At 63.5% G+C, this 20962-nt stretch carries 21 protein-coding genes and 1 pseudogene; 17 read left to right on the top strand and 5 right to left on the bottom strand.

The features are described from left to right. Nucleotides 1–44 precede the first annotated feature (44 nt). Nucleotides 45–1193 carry a mechanosensitive ion channel domain-containing protein gene (locus IVB32_RS14195; RefSeq protein WP_018459302.1) on the top strand — a complete coding sequence of 383 codons (1149 nt, stop codon included), beginning with the start codon at nt 45–47 and terminating at the stop codon, nt 1191–1193. An 87-nt stretch (nt 1194–1280) separates the two neighbouring features. On the opposite strand, the gene IVB32_RS14190 is transcribed toward IVB32_RS14195, so the two are convergent. Next, nucleotides 1281–2258, bottom strand: coding sequence for a tripartite tricarboxylate transporter substrate binding protein (locus IVB32_RS14190; protein ID WP_247297598.1), 978 nt, complete (start codon nt 2256–2258; stop codon nt 1281–1283). 105 nt (nt 2259–2363) lie between these two features. Between IVB32_RS14190 and IVB32_RS14185 the strand changes: the two genes are divergently transcribed. Genes IVB32_RS14185 through IVB32_RS14155 form a run of 7 tightly spaced genes read left to right on the top strand, consistent with a single transcriptional unit; the run spans nt 2364 to nt 8530 of the window. Then, nucleotides 2364–3071, top strand: coding sequence for a TetR family transcriptional regulator (locus IVB32_RS14185; RefSeq protein ID WP_085385611.1), 708 nt, complete (start codon nt 2364–2366; stop codon nt 3069–3071). Nucleotides 3072–3100: 29 nt separating this feature from the next. Beyond that, entirely contained in the window at nt 3101–3985 is an 885-nt protein-coding gene (locus tag IVB32_RS14180; RefSeq protein ID WP_247297685.1) for an amidohydrolase family protein, read from the top strand. Continuing rightward, on the top strand, nt 3982–5283 hold the full coding sequence (gene dctA / locus IVB32_RS14175; RefSeq protein ID WP_247297595.1) for a C4-dicarboxylate transporter DctA: 1302 nt from the start codon (nt 3982–3984) through the stop codon (nt 5281–5283). The genes IVB32_RS14180 and dctA overlap by 4 nt, the downstream gene beginning before the upstream one ends. 39 nt (nt 5284–5322) lie before the next feature. After that, complete coding sequence (locus IVB32_RS14170; RefSeq protein ID WP_204510920.1) at nt 5323–6036, top strand: PIG-L deacetylase family protein; 714 nt, start codon at nt 5323–5325, stop codon at nt 6034–6036. Next, complete coding sequence (locus IVB32_RS14165; RefSeq protein ID WP_204510921.1) at nt 6033–6716, top strand: 4-carboxy-4-hydroxy-2-oxoadipate aldolase/oxaloacetate decarboxylase; 684 nt, start codon at nt 6033–6035, stop codon at nt 6714–6716. Before IVB32_RS14170 ends, IVB32_RS14165 begins: the two co-directional genes overlap by 4 nt. Before the next feature lie 21 nt (nt 6717–6737). Continuing rightward, entirely contained in the window at nt 6738–7607 is an 870-nt protein-coding gene (locus tag IVB32_RS14160; RefSeq protein ID WP_085395883.1) for an ABC transporter substrate-binding protein, read from the top strand. Continuing rightward, nucleotides 7607–8530 carry an NAD(P)-dependent oxidoreductase gene (locus IVB32_RS14155; protein ID WP_247297593.1) on the top strand — a complete coding sequence of 308 codons (924 nt, stop codon included), beginning with the start codon at nt 7607–7609 and terminating at the stop codon, nt 8528–8530. The genes IVB32_RS14160 and IVB32_RS14155 overlap by 1 nt, the downstream gene beginning before the upstream one ends. Nucleotides 8531–8542: 12 nt before the next feature. Here IVB32_RS14155 and IVB32_RS14150 read toward each other — a convergent pair whose 3' ends face one another. Both IVB32_RS14150 and IVB32_RS14145 read right to left on the bottom strand, forming a co-directional pair. After that, complete coding sequence (locus IVB32_RS14150) at nt 8543–8854, bottom strand: hypothetical protein (RefSeq protein WP_204510923.1); 312 nt, start codon at nt 8852–8854, stop codon at nt 8543–8545. 213 nt (nt 8855–9067) lie between these two features. Next, nucleotides 9068–10309: an amidohydrolase family protein gene (locus IVB32_RS14145; protein WP_247297591.1), complete on the bottom strand. Its 1242-nt coding sequence runs from the start codon at nt 10307–10309 to the stop codon at nt 9068–9070. 143 nt (nt 10310–10452) lie between these two features. Between IVB32_RS14145 and IVB32_RS14140 the strand changes: the two genes are divergently transcribed. Together IVB32_RS14140 and IVB32_RS14135 are read left to right on the top strand one after the other, a co-directional pair. Then, nucleotides 10453–10872, top strand: a complete 420-nt coding sequence (locus tag IVB32_RS14140; protein ID WP_247370834.1) for a nuclear transport factor 2 family protein — start codon at nt 10453–10455, stop codon at nt 10870–10872. 178 nt (nt 10873–11050) lie between these two features. After that, on the top strand, nt 11051–11959 hold the full coding sequence (locus IVB32_RS14135; RefSeq protein ID WP_085352769.1) for an amino acid ABC transporter substrate-binding protein: 909 nt from the start codon (nt 11051–11053) through the stop codon (nt 11957–11959). A gap of 211 nt (nt 11960–12170) precedes the next feature. On the opposite strand, the gene IVB32_RS14130 is transcribed toward IVB32_RS14135, so the two are convergent. Both IVB32_RS14130 and IVB32_RS14125 read right to left on the bottom strand, forming a co-directional pair. Further along, nucleotides 12171–13382: an acyl-CoA dehydrogenase family protein gene (locus IVB32_RS14130; RefSeq protein ID WP_247410619.1), complete on the bottom strand. Its 1212-nt coding sequence runs from the start codon at nt 13380–13382 to the stop codon at nt 12171–12173. 43 nt (nt 13383–13425) lie between these two features. Next, nucleotides 13426–15051, bottom strand: a complete 1626-nt coding sequence (locus IVB32_RS14125; RefSeq protein ID WP_085396000.1) for a long-chain fatty acid--CoA ligase — start codon at nt 15049–15051, stop codon at nt 13426–13428. 178 nt (nt 15052–15229) lie between these two features. Between IVB32_RS14125 and IVB32_RS14120 the strand changes: the two genes are divergently transcribed. The 7 genes and pseudogenes from IVB32_RS14120 to IVB32_RS14090 form a co-directional block, all read left to right on the top strand. Then, the gene (locus tag IVB32_RS14120) at nt 15230–17083 is read left to right on the top strand and encodes an NAD(P)/FAD-dependent oxidoreductase (protein WP_247297588.1); all 1854 of its coding nucleotides are present in this window, start codon (nt 15230–15232) and stop codon (nt 17081–17083) included. A 38-nt stretch (nt 17084–17121) separates the two neighbouring features. After that, nucleotides 17122–17934: a lytic murein transglycosylase gene (locus IVB32_RS14115; RefSeq protein WP_247297586.1), complete on the top strand. Its 813-nt coding sequence runs from the start codon at nt 17122–17124 to the stop codon at nt 17932–17934. A gap of 196 nt (nt 17935–18130) precedes the next feature. Beyond that, complete coding sequence (locus IVB32_RS14110) at nt 18131–18352, top strand: hypothetical protein (protein ID WP_085352772.1); 222 nt, start codon at nt 18131–18133, stop codon at nt 18350–18352. Between the two features lie 12 nt (nt 18353–18364). Next, nucleotides 18365–18787, top strand: coding sequence for a hypothetical protein (locus IVB32_RS14105; RefSeq protein ID WP_018459285.1), 423 nt, complete (start codon nt 18365–18367; stop codon nt 18785–18787). Nucleotides 18788–19157: 370 nt separating this feature from the next. Beyond that, nucleotides 19158–19604, top strand: a complete 447-nt coding sequence (locus tag IVB32_RS14100; RefSeq protein ID WP_247297582.1) for a MaoC family dehydratase — start codon at nt 19158–19160, stop codon at nt 19602–19604. Nucleotides 19605–19697: 93 nt separating this feature from the next. Then, nucleotides 19698–20210, top strand: coding sequence for a hypothetical protein (locus IVB32_RS14095; RefSeq protein WP_247297580.1), 513 nt, complete (start codon nt 19698–19700; stop codon nt 20208–20210). A gap of 320 nt (nt 20211–20530) precedes the next feature. After that, nucleotides 20531–20962 (top strand): annotated as a pseudogene (locus IVB32_RS14090) (LuxR family transcriptional regulator); the annotation flags it as partial.

The following is a 20962-nucleotide window of genomic DNA, read 5'->3' as shown; positions in this document are numbered from 1 at the left end:
TGAAACGCGTTGAACGCAAGCGCGGATGCAATGCGGGGACATTAATGGATTGGCAGACCCTTTTGGCCGACATCGACAGGATGTTCGGGTGGATCCCGTCGTGGTTCGTCGGCCTCACTCTAGTCTTGGGCGCGATCCTGATCGCCCTGTCGATCTATCGCCTTTCGGTTTGGCTGTTCAACCGCGCCTTCGGAACCCGCCTCCCGCTCGTGAGCGTGTTCATCGCCCGCACCGCGGGCCCAACTCAGCTGGCCCTCAGTCTTGCCGCCGTAGCGTTGGTGCTGCCGCTCGCGCCGCTGGACGACGCCTTCCGCACGCCGCTGACGCGCCTGTTCGTCGTCGCCTTCATTGCGCTGATCGGCTGGATCTCGATCCGGATCGTGGATATGAGCGCGGCACGGTATCTCCAGAACTTTCGCGACGTCACCGAGAATTTTGTCGCGCGCAAGCACGTCACCCAGGTCCGCGTCTTCAAGCGCGTCACCGATATCATCATCGTCATCATCACGGTGTCGACCGCGCTGATGACATTCGACTCGGTCAGGCAATACGGCGTCAGCCTGTTCGCCTCCGCCGGTGCCGCCGGTATCATCGTTGGTCTTGCCGCCCGGCCGCTGCTGAGCAATCTGATCGCGGGCATGCAGATCGCAATCACCCAGCCGATCCGCATCGAGGATGCCGTCATCATCGAGAACGAGTGGGGCTGGGTCGAGGACATCGCCGCGACCTATGTGGTGATCCGGCTGTGGGACTGGCGCCGCATGGTGGTGCCGCTGTCTTATTTCATCGAAAAGCCATTCCAGAACTGGACCCGCGACACTGCGTCCCTGATCGGCGTGATTGCGTTTCATGTCGATTATCGTGCCGACGTGCCGCGGATCCGGCGCTGGCTGGAAGAAGCAGTGAAGGAGTCCAAGCTCTGGGACGGCGAGGTGGTCAATCTCCAGGTCGTTGACGCGGATGCTCGCACCATCGAGCTCCGCGCCCTCGTCAGCGCCAGGAACGCGCCGCAGTCCTGGGACCTGCGCTGCGAGATGAGGGAGAAGCTCATCGCCTTCATCCGGGACGAGATGCCGGAAGCGCTGCCGCGCGAGCGCGCGATCCTGATCCCGTCGGGAGGAGGCGACGATGACGCCGATTTCGTGCGGCGTCCCGCGCCGCCGGAGAAGATGCGGGCGAGCGCACGCAATTGACCTACTTGCGCGTCGGCCTTCGTGGCGCCGCGCAAGCCTGCCTGGCGCTGGATCGTGTCCAGCGCGCTGGTCCTCATGCGAAGCACCTCACTGCGCGCGGATGTCGGCGGCCTTCAGCACCGGCTCCCATTTGGTCGCCTCGGCATGCATGTAGGCGCCGAAATCCCTCGACGATGAGCCGACCGGGGCCGCGCCGATCTTGCCGAGCGTCGACAGTACGTTCGGGTCCTGCAACGCCGCCTTCAGATCGGTTTCGAGCTTCGCCACGATATCCGGCGGCATTTTTGCCGGGCCAAGAACGCCCCACCAGACGGAGACGTCGTAACCCGGCACACTCGACTCCGCGACGGTCGGAACATTGGGCAGCGCCTTGGAGCGTTCGGCCGAGGTCACCGCGAGCGCGCGCACCGCGCCGCCTTCGATCTGGCTGATGGCCTCCGCAAGCGGATTGATGCTGAGCGGGATGTCGCCGGCGATCACGGCAGTCAGCGCGGGGGCGCCGCCCTTGTAGGGGATCGCGACGATCTTGGTGCCGGACATGTATTTCAGCAGCTCACCGGCAAGGTGCGCCGAGGTGCCGTTGCCGGACATGCCGTAGGAGAGCTTATCCGGCTCCTTCTTCGCCGCGATGAGGAGATCACTGAGCGTCTTATAGGGGCTGTCCTTGGCCACGACGATCGCGAGCGGGGAGGAGGCGACTTCGCTGATCGCGGTGAAATCCTTGAACGTGTCATAGGGCACGCTCGGATAGATGAACTGGTTGAGTGGATGGCCGCTCGCGACGAGGATCAGCGTGTAGCCGTCGGGCGCGGCCTGCGTCAGCGCTTGGGACGCGACGATTCCGCCGGCGCCGGGACGATTGTCGATCACCGGCTGCTGGCCCCAAGTCCCGGCCAGCGCCTGAGCCAAGGTGCGCGCGAGCACGTCGACGGCGCCGCCGGCCGCATAAGGCACCAGGATGTGGACCGGCTTGCTCGGATATTTGTCGGCCTGTGCGGCGGTCCCCGCGAGCAGCAGACCGGCGCCCACCATCAGACCGCTGATGGTCTTGTTGAAACCCAGCATTTCCCAGCACTCCTTTGCACCCAGCGGCGGTCTCTCGGCCTTTCCGGGTGTCATCCATGGTTTTTGTTGACGAGACCTGATCTTTTGTACGATAGTACAAATCACATGATCCGCAACCCCGCCAGCAAGGAAACGGCCCGCAAGCCGAACATGCGCGAGGCGATCCTCGCCGCGGCCGAGGAGCTGTTCGCCACCAACGGCTTCAACGCCGTGTCGGTGCGCGATATCGCACAGGCCGCCGGCGCCAATCCCGGCAGCGTCACCTATCATTTCAAGACCAAGGACGGCCTGCTGCTGGAGATCTACCGGCGCCATTGCGGGCCAATGAATTTGCGCCGTTCCGAGCTGCTCGCGGCCGCCAAGCGCGTGCGCGATCTCCAGGACCGGCTCGAAGCGGTGGTGCGGGCCTATGTCGTGCCGGCCTTCACCTCGGGCAGTGATCTTGCCGGGGGCGGGGCGCGGTTCACGCGGCTGCGCGCGGTGATGTCCGCGGAGGGCAATGAAGTCGCGCGAAAGATCATCGCACAGACTTTTGACGACACCAGCCACGCCTTCATCGATGCTGTTCACGAAAGCCTGCCGCACGTTCCGCGCACCGATATCGTCTGGCGCAGCCACTTCCTGCTTGGCGCACTCTATTATTCGCTGGTGACGCCGGATCGCGTCTCGCGCCTGTCGCGCGGCGAGGCCGACGGCAGCGATGCCGCAAGTGCCATCGAGCAATTGGTGCAAGCCACCGTGGCCGCGTTCCAGGCGCCGGCGCTGGATCAGGCGCCAGCACGGCGACGGCCGGTCGTCAGCAGCAAGACTTGAAGACACGATCTGGTTCGGCGGTTTATCCGATGGCAATGATGTACACGCCGACCATTCCGCCGCCCGATCCGGACACGCGCACGCCGAAGTTCAGACTGCCGAACCTGTCTTGCGATGCGCATTGCCACATCTTCGGGCCCGGCGCGAAATACCCTTACGCGCCGGAGCGTTCCTACACGCCGCCGGATGCGCCGCTCGAGGATTTCCGCGCGCTGCATGCCAAGCTCGGCGTTGGACGTGCCGTCATCGTCAATGCGAGTGTGCATGGCACCGACAACACGGTGGCGCTTGACGCCATCGCGCAGAGCAACGGGGCCTATCGCGCGGTTGCCAATATCGACGACACCATCACCGAGCGCGAGCTTCGCGTGCTGCATGAGGGCGGCTTCCGCGGCTGCCGCTTCAATTTCGTCCGCCATCTCGGCGGGGTCCCGGACAAGCAGGTGTTCGACCGCATCGTCGCGCTGGTCGCACCGCTCGGCTGGCATATTGATCTGCATTTCGATGCGATCGACCTGCCTGAACATGCCGACACGCTGATAAGGCTGCCGCTGAGCTACACCATAGACCATATGGGACGGGTGAAGGCGTCCGAAGGGCTCGACCAGCTGCCGTTCAAGATCCTGGTCGAGCTGATGCAGCGCGACGAGAAATGCTGGGTCAAGATCTGCGGCTCGGAGCGGGTGTCATCGGCCGGTCCGCCGTTCACCGACGCCGTGCCGTTCGCGCGAAAAATTGTCGAGACGGCGCCCGACCGCGTCATCTGGGGCACCGATTGGCCGCATCCCAATGTCAAGGCGATGCCGAACGACGGCGATCTCGTCGACCTGATCCCGCTGTTCGCGCCGGAGCCGGAGTATCAGCAGAAGATCCTCGTCGATAATCCAGCGCGGCTGTTCGAGTTCGACCAATGACGGCGCTCGCGATCGACAAGCCGCGCGGCCGCGCCTGGTGGAAGGAGCTCTGGATCCAGGTGCTGATCGCCATGGCGGCCGGAATCGCGCTTGGGATCGTCAATCCCGAGGGGGGCGCCAGGATGCAGCCGCTTGGCGACGCCTTCATCAAGGCGATCCGGATGCTGATCGCGCCGATCATCTTCTGCACGGTGGTCCATGGCATCGCGCATATGGCCGATATGGCCCGTGTCGGGCGCGTCGCCGTCAAGGCGATCGTCTATTTCGAGATCATGACCACGATCGCGCTGATCATCGGTCTCATTGCGGTGAACTTGCTCAAGCCCGGCGTCGGCATGAACATCGATCCCGCCAGCATCAATGCCAGCGCGATCGAGCCCTATGTCAAGCAGTCGGGCGTGATCGGCTTTGTGCCGTTCCTGATAAACATTGTGCCCGCGACGTTCGTCGGCGCCTTTGCCGAGGGCAACATCCTCCAGGTGCTCTTCATCGCCGTACTGTGCGGATTTGCGCTGGTGCAGCTCGGCGAGCGCGCCGCGCCGCTGGTCTATCTCATCGACATCGCCGCGAAGATGGTATTCACCATCGTCGGATTCGTGATGTGGGCTGCGCCGATCGGCGCCTTCGGCGCCATCGCCTTCACGGTCGGCAAGTTCGGCGTCGGCTCGCTGGCCTCGCTGGGCAAGCTCCTCGGCGGCTTTTATCTCACCTGCGTGATCTTCATCATCGTGGCGCTCGGCCCGGTCGCGCGTCTGTGTGGCTTCTCGCTGCTCAAGCTGATCCGTTACATCTGGGAAGAGCTCTTGATCTGCATCGCCACGACATCGTCCGAGACGGTGCTGCCGCGGATGCTAACCAAGCTGGAGCAGGCCGGCTGCGAGCGCAGCGTCGTTGGGCTGGTGATCCCGACCGGCTATTCCTTCAATCTCGACGGCACCTGCCTCTACCTTGCCGCCGCCTCGGTGTTCCTGGCACAGGCGACCAACACGCCGTTTGGGCTCGCCGAGCAGATCGAGCTGCTTCTGATCCTGCTCGTGACCTCCAAGGGCGCGGCGGGAATCGCGGGAGCCGCCTTCGTCGTGCTGGCGGCAACCTTGTCCGCCACCGGCAGCATTCCGGTGACGAGCGTGGCGCTCGTGCTCGGCATCCACCGCCTCATGTCGCAGGGGCTGACGCCAACCAATCTGATCGGGAACGCGGTCGCGACCATCGCGATTGCCAAATGGGAAGGCGCACTCGATGGCGACCGCCTGAAGCGCGTGCTCGACGGCGAGGAATCCGCTGTCGCGACTCGATGAACCGATGACGTTGACGAACGATAGAGGGGAGTTTGTCCCATGAAAACAGGTCTCGTGATCACGGCCCATCCGGGCGATTTCGTCTGGCGTGCCGGCGGCGCCATCGCGCTGCATGCGAAGAAGGGCTATCGCATGAAGATCGTCTGCTTGTCCTTCGGCGAGCGCGGCGAGAGCCAGTTCGCCTGGAAGGAGAAGGGCGCCACGCTGGAATCGGTCAAGGCCGGTCGCAAGGACGAGGCGGAGCGGGCGGCCAAGCTGCTCGGCGCCGAGATCGAGTTCTTCGACTGCGGCGACTATCCGCTGAAGCTCGCCGAGGCGCATTTCGACCGCATGGTCGACGTCTACCGCGAGCTCAATCCGAGCTTCGTGCTGACGCACGCGCTGGAGGATCCCTATAATTTCGACCATCCGAACGCGGCGCATTTCGCGCAGGAAACCCGCGTGGTCGCGCAGGCGATGGGCCACAAGCCCGGCGCGCAGTACAAATATTCGGCCCCGCCGGTGTTTTTGTTCGAGCCGCACCAGCCGGAGCAATGCAACTACAAGCCGGACCTGCTCCTCAAGATCGACGAGGTCTGGAAGGAGAAGTACGAGTCGTTCCAGATCCTCGCCGCGCAAAAACATCTCTGGGGCTATTACGAACGTGTCGCACTCAATCGCGGCATCCAGGGCAGCCGTAACACCGGTGTGCCGATGACGTATGGCGAGGCCTATCAGCGGCTGTTTCCGACGGTTGCGGAGGAGTTGGCATGAAGCCGGTCGTCGTTCGCAACATCAAGCGTGCCGATCCCGCTGGGATGGCGGAGTACGGCGTCTCGACTGTGCACGAGGCCTATGATCGGCTCGGACTGATGAAGCCGTATCTGCGGCCGGTCTGGGCCGGCGCGGCGATCGCCGGCCCCGCCGTCACCGTGCTGGCGCAGCCCGGCGACAACTGGATGATTCATGTCGCGGTCGAGCAGTGCACGAAGGGCGACATCCTCGTCGTGGGCTGCACCACCGACAACACCGACGGCATGTTCGGCGAGCTGCTCGCAACCTCGCTGCAGGCGCGCGGCGTGCAGGGATTGATCATCGATGCCGGCTGCCGCGACGTCAGGGCACTGCACGAGATGAACTTTCCGGTGTGGTCGCGCGCGGTCTCGGCCAAGGGCACGGTGAAGGCGACGCTCGGCTCGGTCAATGTCCCCGTGGTCTGCGCCGGCGTCAACCTCGATCCCGGCGACATCATCGTGGCCGATGACGACGGCGTCGTGGCGGTGCCGAAGCGCTACGCGGCCGAGGTCGCCGAGAAGGCGAGGAAGCGCAACGCGGACGAAGGCGGCAAACGCAAGCGGCTGGCTTCGGGCGAGCTGGGCCTCGACATGTACAGCATGCGCGAGGCCTTGGCGAAGGCCGGGCTCGTCTATGTCGACAATCCCGAGGACGTCTAAAACAATCAGCGGAGTGGGCCGATGGATCGTCTCAAGCTGAAGGCCGTGCTCGGCAGTCACCCCCATGTCCAGGCGGTGAAGAGCGGCGAGCTCCGCTCCAACCGCTTCGACCTCGACTTCATCGATTACACGCCGACCAACACTGCGTTCAAACCGATGGTGCGCGAGCAAGCCTTCGACGTCTGCGAGATGGCGATCGTCACCTATCTGATGGCGAAGGCGCATGGCAAGCCCTTGGTGCTGCTGCCTGCCACAATGCTCGGCCGCTTTCAGCATTCCTACGCGCTCTATAGTTCTGCGCAGGGAACTCTCGGGCCGTCCGATCTCGAAGGCAAGCGCGTCGGCATCCGTTCGTTCACGACCACGACCGGCGCCTGGATCAGGGGCATCCTCGCCAACGACTACGGCGTCAACCTCGACAAGATCCGCTGGGTCACGTTCGAAGACCCGCATGTCGCCGAATATGTCGACACCACCGAGCGCGCGCCGAAGCACAAGAAGATCCTTCAGATGCTGCTCGACGGCGAGCTCGACGTCGTCCTTGGTGAGGCCTCGAACGATCCCAAGCTGAGGCCGCTGTTCCCCGATCCGGCCGCGGAAGCCGCCATATGGTACGCGCGCCGCGGCGTCGTGCCGGTCAACCATCTCGTGGTCGTGACCGAGCAGCTAGCGAAATCGCGTCCTGACGTAGTTTCGGGCATTTATGATCTCCTCAAGCAAAATAAGGCGCAGGCGGGGCCTGCGGCAACGCCGGACCTGGTTCCGTTCGGAATCGAAGCGAACAGAAGGTCGCTGGAGTTGATCGTCGACTACGCGTTCCAGCAGGCGCTGATCCCGCGCCGCTATGCGGTTGAGGACCTGTTCGACGCAACAACGCGAGGACTGAACTGATGGCGGGCGATCCCAAGCGATGGCAGGTCGGGCTGGTCGGTTATGGCGAGGTCGGCAGGATTCTGGCCGAGGATTTGCGCCAGCAGGACATCAAGGTCACAGCCTTTGACATCAAGCTCGCGGGCGAGCAGGGTGGTTCGCTGCACGAGCATGCTGAAAAATTCGGTGTGGGGCTCGCAGCCTCGCACGCCGAGCTGACCGCCAAGTCCGATTTCATCATCTCCGCGGTCACCGCGAGCCAGGCCGTGCCGGTGGCAAAGGCCTGCGCGGCCGCGATCAATCAGGGCACCTGGTTCCTGGATTTCAATTCGGCGTCTCCCGCCGCCAAGCAGCGCGCTGCCGCGCTGATTGATGGCGCCGCCGGACGTTATGTCGAGGGCGCGGTTATGACGTCGGTGCCGCCTTATCGCATCAAGGTGCCGCTGCTGCTCGGCGGTCCCGGGGCCAGGGAGCTGGAGCCGCTTTTGAACGGGATGGGTTTTGCGGCCAAGGTTGCGGGCGACAAGCTCGGGGTTTCATCGGCGGTGAAGATGTGTCGCAGCATCATGATCAAGGGCCTGGAGGCCATGGTGATCGAAAGCTTCACTACCGCGCGCGCCTATGGCGTCGAGGATGCGGTACTGGCTTCGCTGGCGGAAACCTTTCCCATGATCGATTGGGAGAAGCAGGGTGCTTATTGCTTCCAGCGTGTGATCGAGCATGGCCGCCGCCGCGCCGAGGAAGTACGCGAGGTCGCCGAGACCGTGCGTGAAGCGGGGCTGACGCCGTGGTCCGCGCAGGGCACCGCCGAGCGGCAGGCCTGGGTGGCGGACCTCGCCGACGAGGGCCTGTTCGGAACGAAGGGTACCAAGGAGTTCGCCCGCAACGCTGACTGGCGCACCGAGGCGGACCGAATCCTGGCGAAGATCAATCGCGAGAAATAGGGCGGCTCCTGCTCAGGACTTCGCCGTGCGAGAGCCAGTGAGTTCGTCGCGGGTGCGTTCGATCAGCGCCATCAGGTCTTCGGCCTTGCGGGCCAGCCGATCGTTCGCGACTTCGGTCCGGAATTCTGCGCGGATCGATCGAATACACTTGTCGGCGGTATCGAGCGTCAGGAGCATGCGCGTCAAGTCATCTTGGGTCCGGATGCTCACCAGATCGAGGTTTGACAGGACATGCCCGATGCCGTCGAGCCGTTTTATAGCGGCCTCGCCGGGCGTTCTCGCTCGAATGGCGTGATGGTCGATGCTGCTGAATGCGCTGAACATGTCGATGCTTCCCCGTTGAATGCAGACTTCAGTGCAGGTTCTGCTTTGAACGGCACCGCGGGACTGGCAATATGCTCAGCTATCGGCAATCAGCGCCGATCGACTATCCGGTATTCTACCGGATTCGGAACATGAGAACGATCGACGGTAACATCTAACGGAAAAAACGCGGCAATTCGCCCCGCTTCAATGCAGATATGCGTCCAGAGCGGCTCAGGAGCCGGGGCGGAACACAGTGGGCCGTTGCCGCGCAAAAGTCTGCCGGCAGCTCTTGAAGCCCATTACGACATCCGGCAGCTCGGCGACGGCGAAGCGGCTGTCTTGCGTATCGAGCACGATGAGATCGGCGGGGTTTCCGACCTTGATGCCGTAATCCCCAAGGTTCATCAGCCGCGCCGGCAGCTCGGTCACGAGATCAAGGCAGGTATCGAAGTCGTTCACCGAGGCATGCGCGACGTTGGCGTAGAAATTCGCCATTCGCAGCAGTGAGGCATCGCCGAACGGCGTGAAGGGATTGAGCACGTTGTTGGTCGCGATCGAGCACAGCACGCCGTCGGCGGCGAGCTTGTGGGCGAGCGTCAGCCCGCGTGGCGCGTTGTGGGTCGCTTCCCGCCCCATCAGGTACAGATCGGTTGCCGGCAGCACGGTGACGGCAACGCCAGCCTTGGCCAGCTGCGCGGTGGCGGCCCTCAGCCGCTCCGGTGGCAGTGCGGAGAGTTTCGTGGCGTGGCCGATTGCCACGCGCCCCCCATAGTTGCGCCGCTCGGTCTGCCGGCAGACCTCGTCGAGGTGCCACCAGGAGGGATCGAGATCGAAATCGAGATGGAGATCGACGTCCAGGTCGAACGCCTCGGCGAGGTCGAAGATGCGTGCGAGATGGGCGTTCGGGTCGGTGTCCGTGTAGGGGCAGCCGCCGATCACCTCCCCACCATCGCGCAGCGCCTGGATCAGAAGCTCCTCGCTGCCGGGATCGTTGGTGAGGCCTTCCTGCGGAAAGACACAGAGCGACAGGTCGATCGCCCAGGCATAGTCACGCTTCAGCGCCTTCACCGCCTCGAAGCCGCGCAATCCGATGCGGGGATCGATCTCGACGTGGGTTCGCATGCGCGTGGTGCCGTGGACGATAGCACGTTCGAGTACCCGGGCGCCGCGCGCGTAGACGTCCTCGACCGAGAAACCCTTCTTCATCTCGGAGACGGCGCGGATCGCTTCGGAGACGCTGCCGTGATCATGCCCGCAGCGGCCGAGCAGGCAGGCCTTGTCGAGATGGATGTGGCTGTCGACGAAGCCGGGCAGGGCGAGGCGTCCGCCGACATCGACTTCGGCGGCCTCGCAAGCGAGCGTCGGTTCGATGGCGGTGATCCGGCCGCGCGTGACGCCGATGTCCATCGGGTCGGCGGCACCACGCAGCAAGGCGTTGCGAAAGATAAGGTCAAAGGCGGATTGGGCGGTCATGGCTCTTGCGGAAGGAATTTAGTGCATTCGGCCGCGTTTGGCGGCTCCAGATTGTCGGCAGTCTAGCGACGGAAATGTTCAAAATATATGCACGTATTCCCCGAGAGCGGCGTTAGTATTCCGCAAGCCCTGGAGAATGAGCCATGTCCGCTGCCGCAAAAGCCGAAGCCGGTCCGTCGTCCGACGCCGAGATCGTGGAAGCCTATCTCACGGCGTCGATGATCCTCGATCCGGACGCCGCGGCTGCCTATATGGCGCCGGGCACGGTGATCACCTTTACCGGTGGGCGCGAGTTCGATCATCCGCGCGGCCCGACCGCTTTCAACGCCAAGCGCTACCGCTGGGTCAAGAAGAAGATGGACCGTTTCGACGTCTGCCCCGGCGACGGCGAGACCGTGGTCTATAGCGTCGGCACGCTCTACGGCGAATGGATGGATGGGTCCGCGTTCGAGGGCAACCGCTATGTCGACCGCTTCGTGGTGCGGAATGGCCAGATCACCAAGATGGACGTCTGGAACGACAGCGCCGAGCGGATCCTGGTCCAGCGCGGCATCGACGCGTAACAGCCATCCTGGCGCTTGAGCGCCCCGACTCCAGGGGGACAAAAGGCCGGTCCACCATATCGCAAGCCGCGATACCTGATAGATGCAAGCTCGTGTGGCGGCTGCCGCGCGCCTGCGCTATCAACGGTGCGATTGCTGCGCCCGGCATGGGGGCACAAGCCTCCTCGAGGAGTTCCCGATGCGTTTACCCACCGTTGTCCTGGCCCTCACATGCCTTGCAACTGCCGCCTCCGCCGAAGACCTGTCGGGTACGCTTCAGAAGGTCAAAGAGACCAAGAAGATCACGCTGGGCTACCAGGAGGCCTCGGTCCCGTTCAGCTATCTCGACGGCAACCAGAAGCCGGTCGGCTTTGCCATGGATATCTGCCTCAGGATCGTGGATGCCGTGAAGAAGCAGCTCGGTATGCCCGACATCGCCGTCGACACCCTCGCCGTGACGTCGTCGAACCGGATTCCGCTAATGGTCAACGGGACGCTCGACCTGCATTGCTCGGCGACCACCAACAATGCCGATCGCCAGAAGCAGGTCGCCTTCACCAACACGCACTTCCTCAGCGCAACGCGATTTGCGGCCAAGAAAGCCGCAAAGATCAACACCATCGACGATCTCAAGGGCAGAGCGGTGACGGCGGTGGCCGGCTCGGTCAACCTGACACAGCTCGCCAAGGTCAACACCGAGCGCAATCTGGGCATCAATGTGATGCCGGCCAAGGACCAGGCCGAAGCCTTCCTGCTGCTGGAAACCGATCGCGCCCAGGCCTACGCGCTCGACGACGTGCAGCTCGCGGTGGCGATCGCGCGCTCGAAGGAACCACAGCTCTTCATGATCAGTGAGGAGACGTTCTCGAAGCCCGAGCCTTACGGGATCATGTTGCGGCGAGAGGACGCTCCATTCAAGGCGCTCGCCGATCGCGCGACTGCGGAGCTGTACGCCAGCCAGGAGATCGAGGTCCTCTACAAGAAGTGGCTGGAATCGCCGACTCCGCCGAACGGCCTCAACTACAACGTCCCGATGTCGGGCGCCTTGCGCAACGCCTTCAAGAAGCCGAGCTCCAGCTTCGATCCCGATGTGTACGTGGTGAATTGAGTGAGGGCGCCACGGCGCTGGTTGTAATCGGGCTGCGTGTCAGCGTGCCCTCGCCCCTTGCGGGAGAGGGCAGCTCCGCTGGTTGATGCAGACTCACTGGGGTGAGGGGTTTGTCTCCGCGGAAGCAGACCCCTCATCCGGCGCTTCGCGCCACCTTCTCCCGCAAGGGGAGAAGGAAAGAGAGCGAGCCGCACGAGCGGAATGCTTCGTCCTACTCATTCGAATATTTCTTCAGCTCGAACCGCGCGATCTGGTTCCTGTGCACCTCGTCCGGCCCATCCGCAAGCCGCAGCAAGCGCGCGGTCGCATAGGCCTGGGTTAATCCGAAATCGTTCGACGTGCCGCCGCCGCCGTGGGCCTGGATCGCCCAGTCGATGATCTGGCAGGCCATGTTGGGCACGGCGACCTTGATCATCGCGATCTCCGCTTTCGCCACCTTGTTGCCGACGGTGTCCATCGCGTAGGCGGCGTTGAGCGTCAGCAGCCGCGCCTGCTCGATCATGATCCGGGCTTCTGCAATGCGTTCCTGCGTCACCGTCTGCTCGGAGACCGGCTTGCCGAAGGCGATGCGGCTGCGCACCCTCCGGCACATCTTCTCCAGCGTGCGCTCGGAGAGCCCGATCAGCCGCATGCAATGGTGGATGCGCCCCGGGCCGAGGCGTCCCTGCGCGATCTCGAAGCCGCGGCCCTCGCCGAGCAGCATGTTCTCTTTGGGCACGCGCACATCGGTGAAGACGACCTCAGAGGCACGGTCGGGCACACCATAGAAGCCGAACACGGGCAGGGGGCGCTTGACCTCGACGCCCGCAGTGTCCATCGGCACCAGGATCATGGATTGCTGCTTGTGGCGGTCAGCATTGTCGGGATCGGTCTTGCCCATGAAGATGCAGATCTTGCAGCGCGGGTCGGTCGCATTGGTGGTGTACCATTTGCGGCCGTTGATGACGTAATGGTCGCCCTCGCGAACGATCGAGCTTTCGATGTTGGTCGCATCGGAAGAGGCGACGGCAGGCTCGGTCATGGCGAAGCAGGAGCGGATTTCGCCTGCGAGCAGCGGCTTCAGCCAGCGCTCCTTGTCCTCCTTCGTGGCATAGCGCTCCAGCACCTCCATGTTGCCGGTGTCGGGCGCCGAGCAGTTGAAGACTTCGGGTGCGAGATGCGAGCGGCCCATGACCTCGCAGAGCGGGGCATATTCGAGGTTGGTCAGGCCGGCACCGTGGCCGGAGTCCGGCAGAAACAGGTTCCAGAGGCCTTCAGCGCGCGCCCGCGGCTTCAGCTCCTCGACGACCGGATAGACCTTCCACGGTCCCAGCTCCTCCGCCTCGCGATAAAAGCGCTCCTCATTGGGATAGATGTGCCGATCGATGAAACTGTCGAGCTTGCGCATGAGCTCGACGACTTTGGGGGACATCGGGTAGAGCATCTTTGGTCTCCTCGATCGACAGACAGGCCGGTGCACGATCGGCTCAAGCGACGCGATACTCCCTGAATTTCTCGCGCAGCGCCGATTTGAGCACCTTGCCGGTGCCGGTCATCGGGAATTCGTCCAGAAATTCGACGGCGTCAGGCATCCACCAGCTCGCGATTTTCGGACGCATGTGGTCGAGCAACGTCTTGCCGTCGACGGTCGCGCCCTTTTTGCGGACGACGAGGAGCAGCGGCCGCTCCTGCCATTTCTCATGGTTGATCGCGACCACGGCGGCTTGCAGCACATCGGGGTGAGACAAGGCCACGTCCTCGAGTTGGATCGAGGAGATCCATTCGCCGCCGGACTTGATCACGTCCTTGGAGCGGTCGGTCAGCGTGACGTGGCCCTGGGGGTCGATTACGGCCATGTCGCCGGTGATCAGCCAGCCGTCGCGGTCGAGGCCTTCGTCGAGTTTCATGTAGCCGGACGCAACCCACGGTCCCCGCGCGCGCAGATGGCCGACGCTCTTGCCGTCACGCGGCAGCTCGTTGCCGCCGTCGTCGACGATGCGCAAGGCGGTGCCGAAACAGGCGCGGCCGGACACCTGGCGGCGCTCGAACTTCTCCTTGTCGTCGAGATGCTCGGAGCCCGGCCGCAAGCCCGGCATCGAGCAGCCCAAGGCTTCAGTCATGCCCCAGGCCTGGACGTAGTCGATGTCATATTCGCGCTTGAGCTTCTCGACCATAGCGCGCGGCGGCGCCGAGCCCGACGACAATGTTGCACGAAGTGTCGAGAACCTGTTGCCGGTGCGCCCGAGCCAGTCGAGCAGGATCAGCCAGAAGCTCGGTACGCCCGCCGACAGCGTCACCTTCTCGCCTTCGAGCAGTTCATAAAGCTTGTCGGGCTCGTAATTGCGGCCGGGCAGCACCAGCTTCGAGCCGGTATAGGGCGCGGTGAACGGCATGTTCCAGCCGTTACCGTGGAACAGCGGCGCCATCGGCATCATCACCTCGCGCACGCCTTCCAGGTGCCCGGGCAGGAAGTCGAAATTGCAGGAGACCATGGTTTGCAGGATCGCGGCGCGGTGCGAATAGATCACGCCCTTCGGATTGCCCGTCGTGCCGGAGGTGTAGCAGATGGTGGACGCCGATTTTTCGTCGAACTCCGGCCAGGCGAAGCCGGCGTCGTTCTCGTTCTCCAGCAGCTCCTCGTAGCAATGCACGTTGGCAAGCTTGGTCTGCGGCATCCGCTCGCGCGAGCACATCACGACATAGGCTTCGATCGATGTGAGCTGCGGCGCGATCGCCTCCACGATCGGCAGCGTGGCACGGTCGATGAACAGCAGCCGGTCCTCGGCATGATTGACGATGTAGACGAGTTGTTCGGGAAACAGCCGCGGGTTGATGGTGTGCAGCACATATCCCATGCCCGGCGCGGCGTAGAACATCTCGAAATGCCGGTGCGTATTCCAGGCCAGCGTGCCGACGCGGTCACCGGACATCATGCCGAGCCTCTCGAGCGCCAACGCCATGCGCTTGATGCGCGGATGGGCGTCGGCATAGGTATAGCGATGGATGTCGCCTTCGATCTCGCGAGCGACGACCTCAGCCTCGCCGTGATAGTCGGCGGCATACTGGATCAGGCCGCTGATCAGGAGCGGCATATCCATCATCAATCCCTGCATCGTCTCCTCCGGACCGCCATGTCGCTGCATGACGTACGCTTGTGATGTGCGCTTGAGGTTAGCGGAACGCCACGCGACGTTCACGCAAAAAGCGAGAGACGCGATTGCATGCGTCACTTTTTCAGGGCTAAGTGATGCGAGCTGCCGGCGAAGCAGTGTCCGCCGGGGGAGGAAACGGATGACAGCGCAAAGACACAAGACCGGTGCAGCCGGCGAATCTACAATCGACATTGCCGCACTCCGTGCGCGCTATCGCGACGAGCGCGATCGCCGCCTGCGCGCCGAAGGCAAGGCGCAATATGTCGAAGTGACCGGCGAGTTCGGGCGCTATCTCGACGATCCCTGGGCCAATTCCGGATTTGCCCGCGAGGCCGTCAGCGAACAGACCGAGGTGCTGATCGTGGGCGGCGGCTTCGGCGGCCTTCTGTGCGGCGCGCGACTGCGCGAAGCTGGCATCGATGATTTCCGGGTCGTGGAAAAGGCAGCCGATTTCGGCGGCACCTGGTACTGGAATCGCTACCCTGGCGCGGCCTGCGATACCGAGAGCTACATCTACCTGCCGTTGCTGGAAGAGACCGGCTACATGCCGGTGCGCAAATATGCGCGAGCCCCCGAGATCTACGAGCATTCGCGCCGCATCGGCCGTCATTTCGGCCTCTATGAGCGCGCGCTGTTTCAGACCGTCATCACCCACATGGAATGGCGGGAGCAGGAGGCACGCTGGCTGGTCGAGACAGATCGCGGTGATTGCATCCGCGCGCGCTTCGTCATCCTTGCTGGCGGCCCGCTGAGCCGTCCGAAGCTGCCGGGCATTCCCGGTATCGAAAGCTTCAAGGGACACAGCTTCCACACCAGCCGCTGGGATTACGCCTACACCGGCGGCACGGCCGAAGGTGATCTAAGTGGTCTTGGCGACAAACGCGTCGGTATCATCGGCACCGGGGCCACCGCCGTGCAATGTGTGCCGCATCTCGGCCGCTCGGCCAAGGAGCTCTACGTCTTCCAGCGTACGCCGTCGGCGATCGGCGTGCGCGACGACCGCCCGACGGATCAGAGCTGGGCGCAGGGGCTCAGGCCCGGCTGGCAGCGCGAACGCATGGACAATTTCACCGCCGTGATCTCGGGCGAGCCATTCGAACAGGATCTGGTGCAGGACGGCTGGACCGGCCTGCTCGGCGAGATCCTGCTGGCGCCGCGCCGCCAGCCGCAGCCGGTGACTTCGATCGAGGAGGCGCTCAAGGTCATCGAGCAGGCCGATTATCGCAAGATGGAAGAGATCCGAGCGCGCGTCGATGCGATCGTCAAGGATGAGGCGACGGCTTCGGCGTTGAAACCCTGGTACAAGGCATTCTGCAAACGGCCGTGTTTCCACGACGAATATCTCGACACCTTCAATCGTCCCAACGTGCATCTCGTCGACACCAGGGGACAGGGCGTCGAGCGCATCACCGAGAACGCGGTCGTGGTCGACGGCAGGGCTTATGAGCTCGACTGCCTGATCTATGCCAGCGGCTTCGAGGTCGGCACCGACTACGCCCGCCGCATGGGCTTTGAGGTCTACGGCCGTGACGGCGTGAGCCTGTCGGCGCGCTGGCGCGATGGCGTCAAGACGCTGCACGGCTTCTACAGTCGCGGCTTCCCGAATTGCTTCCTGATCGTCATGGTGCAGGCCGGCCAGAGCGCCAACTTCCCGCACATCATCGACGAGCAGTCGCAGCACATCGCCTATGTGATAGCCGAGGCGCGCAAGCGCAAAGCCCGGACGCTGGAGCCGACGCTCGATGCCGAGAACGCCTGGGTCGAGGAGGTGGTCAAAGCTGCGCTCGGCCGCCAGACCTATCTCGCCGAATGCACGCCCGGCTATTACAACAATGAAGGCGTGTTCGATCCGATCGCGGCGAGAAACAGCCAGTATTGGCGCGGGCCGGTGGCATTCCTGCGGCTGCTGGACAAGTGGCGCCAGGAGGGCAATTTGGATGGACTGGAACTGTCGTATGATCACGCCATGGAGTCGGCGCCTTCGTCCGGGTAAGCTCGGGCATTGGATCACCCAGGGAGAGGACGTCGGACATGATCAGGGGCAGAACTGCGGCGGTTTTTGGGGCGATGACGCTGCTCGGCTGCCTGGCGCCCGCCGCCCACGCCGCGCAATGCGGCAGTTCGTCGGCCGGCTTCGAGGCCTGGAAGCGCGAGTTCAGCGCGGAGGCGCAGGGCAAGGGCGTCGGCCAGACTGCGCTCTCGGCGCTAATGCAGACCAATTACGCCAGTGCCACCATCGCGGCCGACCGTGGCCAGCGCAGCTTCTCGCTGACGCTCGACCAGTTCCTCGCCAAGCGCGGCGCCACCACCATCGTTGCCAAGGGTCGCCAGCTCAAGCAGTCGCAAGCCGCCTTGTTCACCTCGATCCAGCAGCGCTATGGCGTCCCGCCGGGGCCGCTGATCGCGATCTGGGGCATGGAGACCGGGTTCGGCAGCCAGCGCGGCAACCAGAACATGCTCTCTTCGATCGCGACGCTCGCCTATGACTGCCGCCGTCCCGAATTCTTCACTGAGCAGCTCTATGCGGCGCTGAAGCTGATCGATCGCGGCACGCTGTCGGGGGCAACCCGCGGCTCGATGCACGGCGAAGTCGGTCAGACCCAGTTCATGCCCAAGAACATCCTGGCCTACGGCACCGGCAATCTCGAAGTTGCCGCCAATGCGCTGAACTCGACGGCGAATTTCCTCAAGGCCCATGGCTGGCGTGCAGGAGCGGGTTACCAGCCGGGCGAGCCGAATTTCGCTGCCATCGAAGCCTGGAATGCCGCCGGCGTTTATCAGAAAGCGATCGCCCTGATGGGACGGCAGATCGACGAGGGCGGAGGTACGGCCGCCTCGCGCTGACCAGAGCCGCGTTTCGAAGGGGCTCAAGCTTCTTGGTTTTGGCGCGTTTGCTTTATGCGAACCGGCATCCACTTCGCTTGAGAACGCTCCTGCTCAGCAAGGCGTGATGCGCCGGCAAGAGAAAGTTGTTGCCAACTGGAACCGACGGCACGAGGTTTGCTTTGATCGAACAGGGCTGGGCATGAGGAGACTCAACATGGCAACCCAGATCGTGATGGACCAGACTGGCGACACGCGCCACGAGTTTGATCCTGGCAATGCCGAAGCGCTGGCGCGAGCCGAGCGGCGCTTTCGGGAGCTGACCGGAGCGGGCTTCACCGCCGCGCTGCGAACCGGACCTGGCGAAGTCACCCGGATCCGATCGTTTGACTCGACCGCGCAGGAAACGCTGTTCTATCCCCGCCTGGTTGGCGGTTGATCTGAGCTGCTCATGATCGCGGCAGTTTGGCTCCGTGGGCCGGCGCGTGCGCGTCTGCATGCGCTCCGCGAACTCTATCGGCGCTTTTTCGGCGAGAACACGCCGGATGCTCGCGGTCGCCGGCTCCTGGCCGAATGGCTGTCACCGGCGCAGCGCGCCCAATTCGAGCAGCACCGGTATTTCGATGTCGTCGGCGGCGATACCGGCAAGACCTATCGCATCCATTATGGCACCGCCGCCAACGTCCATGAGATCGACGAGGCCGGAAATGCGACGATGGGGTGGTGCTTCGTCCCGTCAGGCTTTCTCGTTCCCGGCGACGTGATGCTCGCACAGAAGATCGCGCTCGAAACCGACGAAAGGGGAGCTCTCGCGCTCGCCAACAGGTTTCCGCCAGCGACGCATTCGGAGCACTTCTACCGCCGGCCGTTCTAGGGCGTGGCTATCAGTAATGGGTGGAGCGATAGGCATCCACCGCGTGCGCTGCAAAAACGCCGACGCTGCAAAGCGCGAGCAAGGCTGAGATCAGCTCGATCATAACTCGTCCTCCTGCGGCGGCAGGGAGACGAGGTGCTGACAGCAGGAATAATCCCAGATCAGGTTGAGGAAGAATTGCATGGTGGCCGTCCCTGTATGCTTTTGACAACGAGATAACCGACCATCTGTTTCAGGCGTGTTTCGTCGCATCTGGAAACGGGTTTCTTGGGGAACCCCGGGCTGGTTTGTGCGCTGCGGAGCCGCTACATCCCGCTCTTGCTCAATCCCATTAGCCGCGAGGCGGCGCATCACGTTGCGAGGCGAAATCATGGCGCAGGTCGAGTGGTTCGACGATCTCACCATTGGAATGCAGTTCAAATCCCCCGAAGTTCACGTCACCGAGGCCGACATCAAGCGGTTCGCGGCCGAGTTCGATCCGCAGCCGATGCATCTCGACCACGAAGCCGCCAAGCAGACCCTGTTCAGGGGTCTCGCTGCCTCGGGATGGCACACCGCCGCGATTGCCATGAGCCTCGCGATCCAGACCCGCCCGTTCGGCCCGCATCCGTTGATCGGCGCCGGCGTCGACGGGCTGCGCTGGACCATCCCGGTACGGCCCGATGACCGCCTGCATCTGGTCGGGGAGGTCATGAGCCTGACGCCGTCGAAGTCGAAGCCGCAGGGTATCGCACTGGTGAAATGGACCATGTTCAACCAGAACGGCGAGGAGGTTTACACCTTCACCCCGATCGCGATCGTGCCCCGGCGGGAGTAGGGCAGGGTCGGCGCCCTACGCAACCGCCTGAAGCCCTTGCGGGTCACCGGCAGAGGTGGTCATCTCGGTCCGGGGAACACGCTGGAGGCTGACATGAAACGACCTCTTCTCGCCGCCGGGCTGCTGGCCGGCGCCTTGAGTGCCGTCGCTTTGACCGCAAGACCGGTGCAGGCGCAACAATCCAAGGTCGGCGACTGGACCATCGAAAAGCGTACGCAGGACGCGCATTGCAATGCGAGCCGCGGCTACAAGGACAAGGAAGACGAGAACCGGGACTACGTCATCGTCGTCACCTATTCCGAGAAAGCTATCGTCATCGTCATGATCTATGACGGCTGGGAGTGGGACAAGGTGGGCGAGATCCTCCGGGCCGATGTCGGCACCGATGACGCCGATATCATGAAGAAGGCCAAGTGGGAGGTCATGGACAAGACCACCGTTCGCGGCATCTTCGAATACGATCAGTCCATGATGGACCGGCTGTCCAGGGCCAAGCGTCTCTCGCTCGATTTCGAGGACGATGACGACGACAGCATCGAGATGCAGGTGCCGCGTGCCGGTGAAGCGCTGGCGGCATTGAAATTCTGCGAGGAGAATCGCAAGTAAATTGCCGGAGCCGAATGCGAGGCCGGCGGGATCGGTGGCGACAGGGTTCTGCGGTGCGCGCGCTGCCTGACGCATCGCACGCGTGACTCATCGCATACAGTCCGCGCGCTGTTCGCATTTATCCTAGTCTTTGGCGAAAACGTCCAAGCCGCATCCTGCGGTTGACGTTACGCAAGGACGATGTTCGATATTCCAGCATTTCGTTGCAACGTTTTCTCCCCGTCGAAGGCGGCCATTGAACGGCCCGTCTCCTTCGCCAGTCCCCGGATCGCGATCTTTCTCGCGCGCCCGAGCCATACGCAGATTGCGTCGTCCGGCCGATGACAATCCTCCACGCAAATCGATTCTCGTCCCTTGTCGGCGAGATCTACGACGCCGCGGTCGATCCCGCGCTGCGCAGCGGGGTGCTGGAACAGGTTTCGCATTTCGTCGGCGGATGTGCCGCGACCATCCTGTCCAGGGACAGAGCCAGGCTCTCGATCGAGATCCACGAGCATTTTGGCACCGAATCCCGCTTCCGCCAGCTTTATCGCGACCGATATGTGGAGCTGGACCCTCTGCTCGATCGCCATTTTACGCTCGTGGCGGAGCAGACGATCGGCGTAGCCGACATCATGCCTCAGGCGGATTTCCTGGCAACGAGCTTCTATCGCGAGTGGGTGGAACCGCAAGGAGCGATAGACCTTGCAACCGTTGCACTCGAGAAGTCGGACACGCGCACCACAATCCTGCAGGTGTTGCGCCACCGGTCG

Source organism: Bradyrhizobium sp. 23 (assembly GCF_023073295.1).
Lineage (GTDB): Bacteria > Pseudomonadota > Alphaproteobacteria > Rhizobiales > Xanthobacteraceae > Bradyrhizobium > Bradyrhizobium canariense_D.
This window is presented reverse-complemented; position numbering and strand designations above follow the sequence as displayed.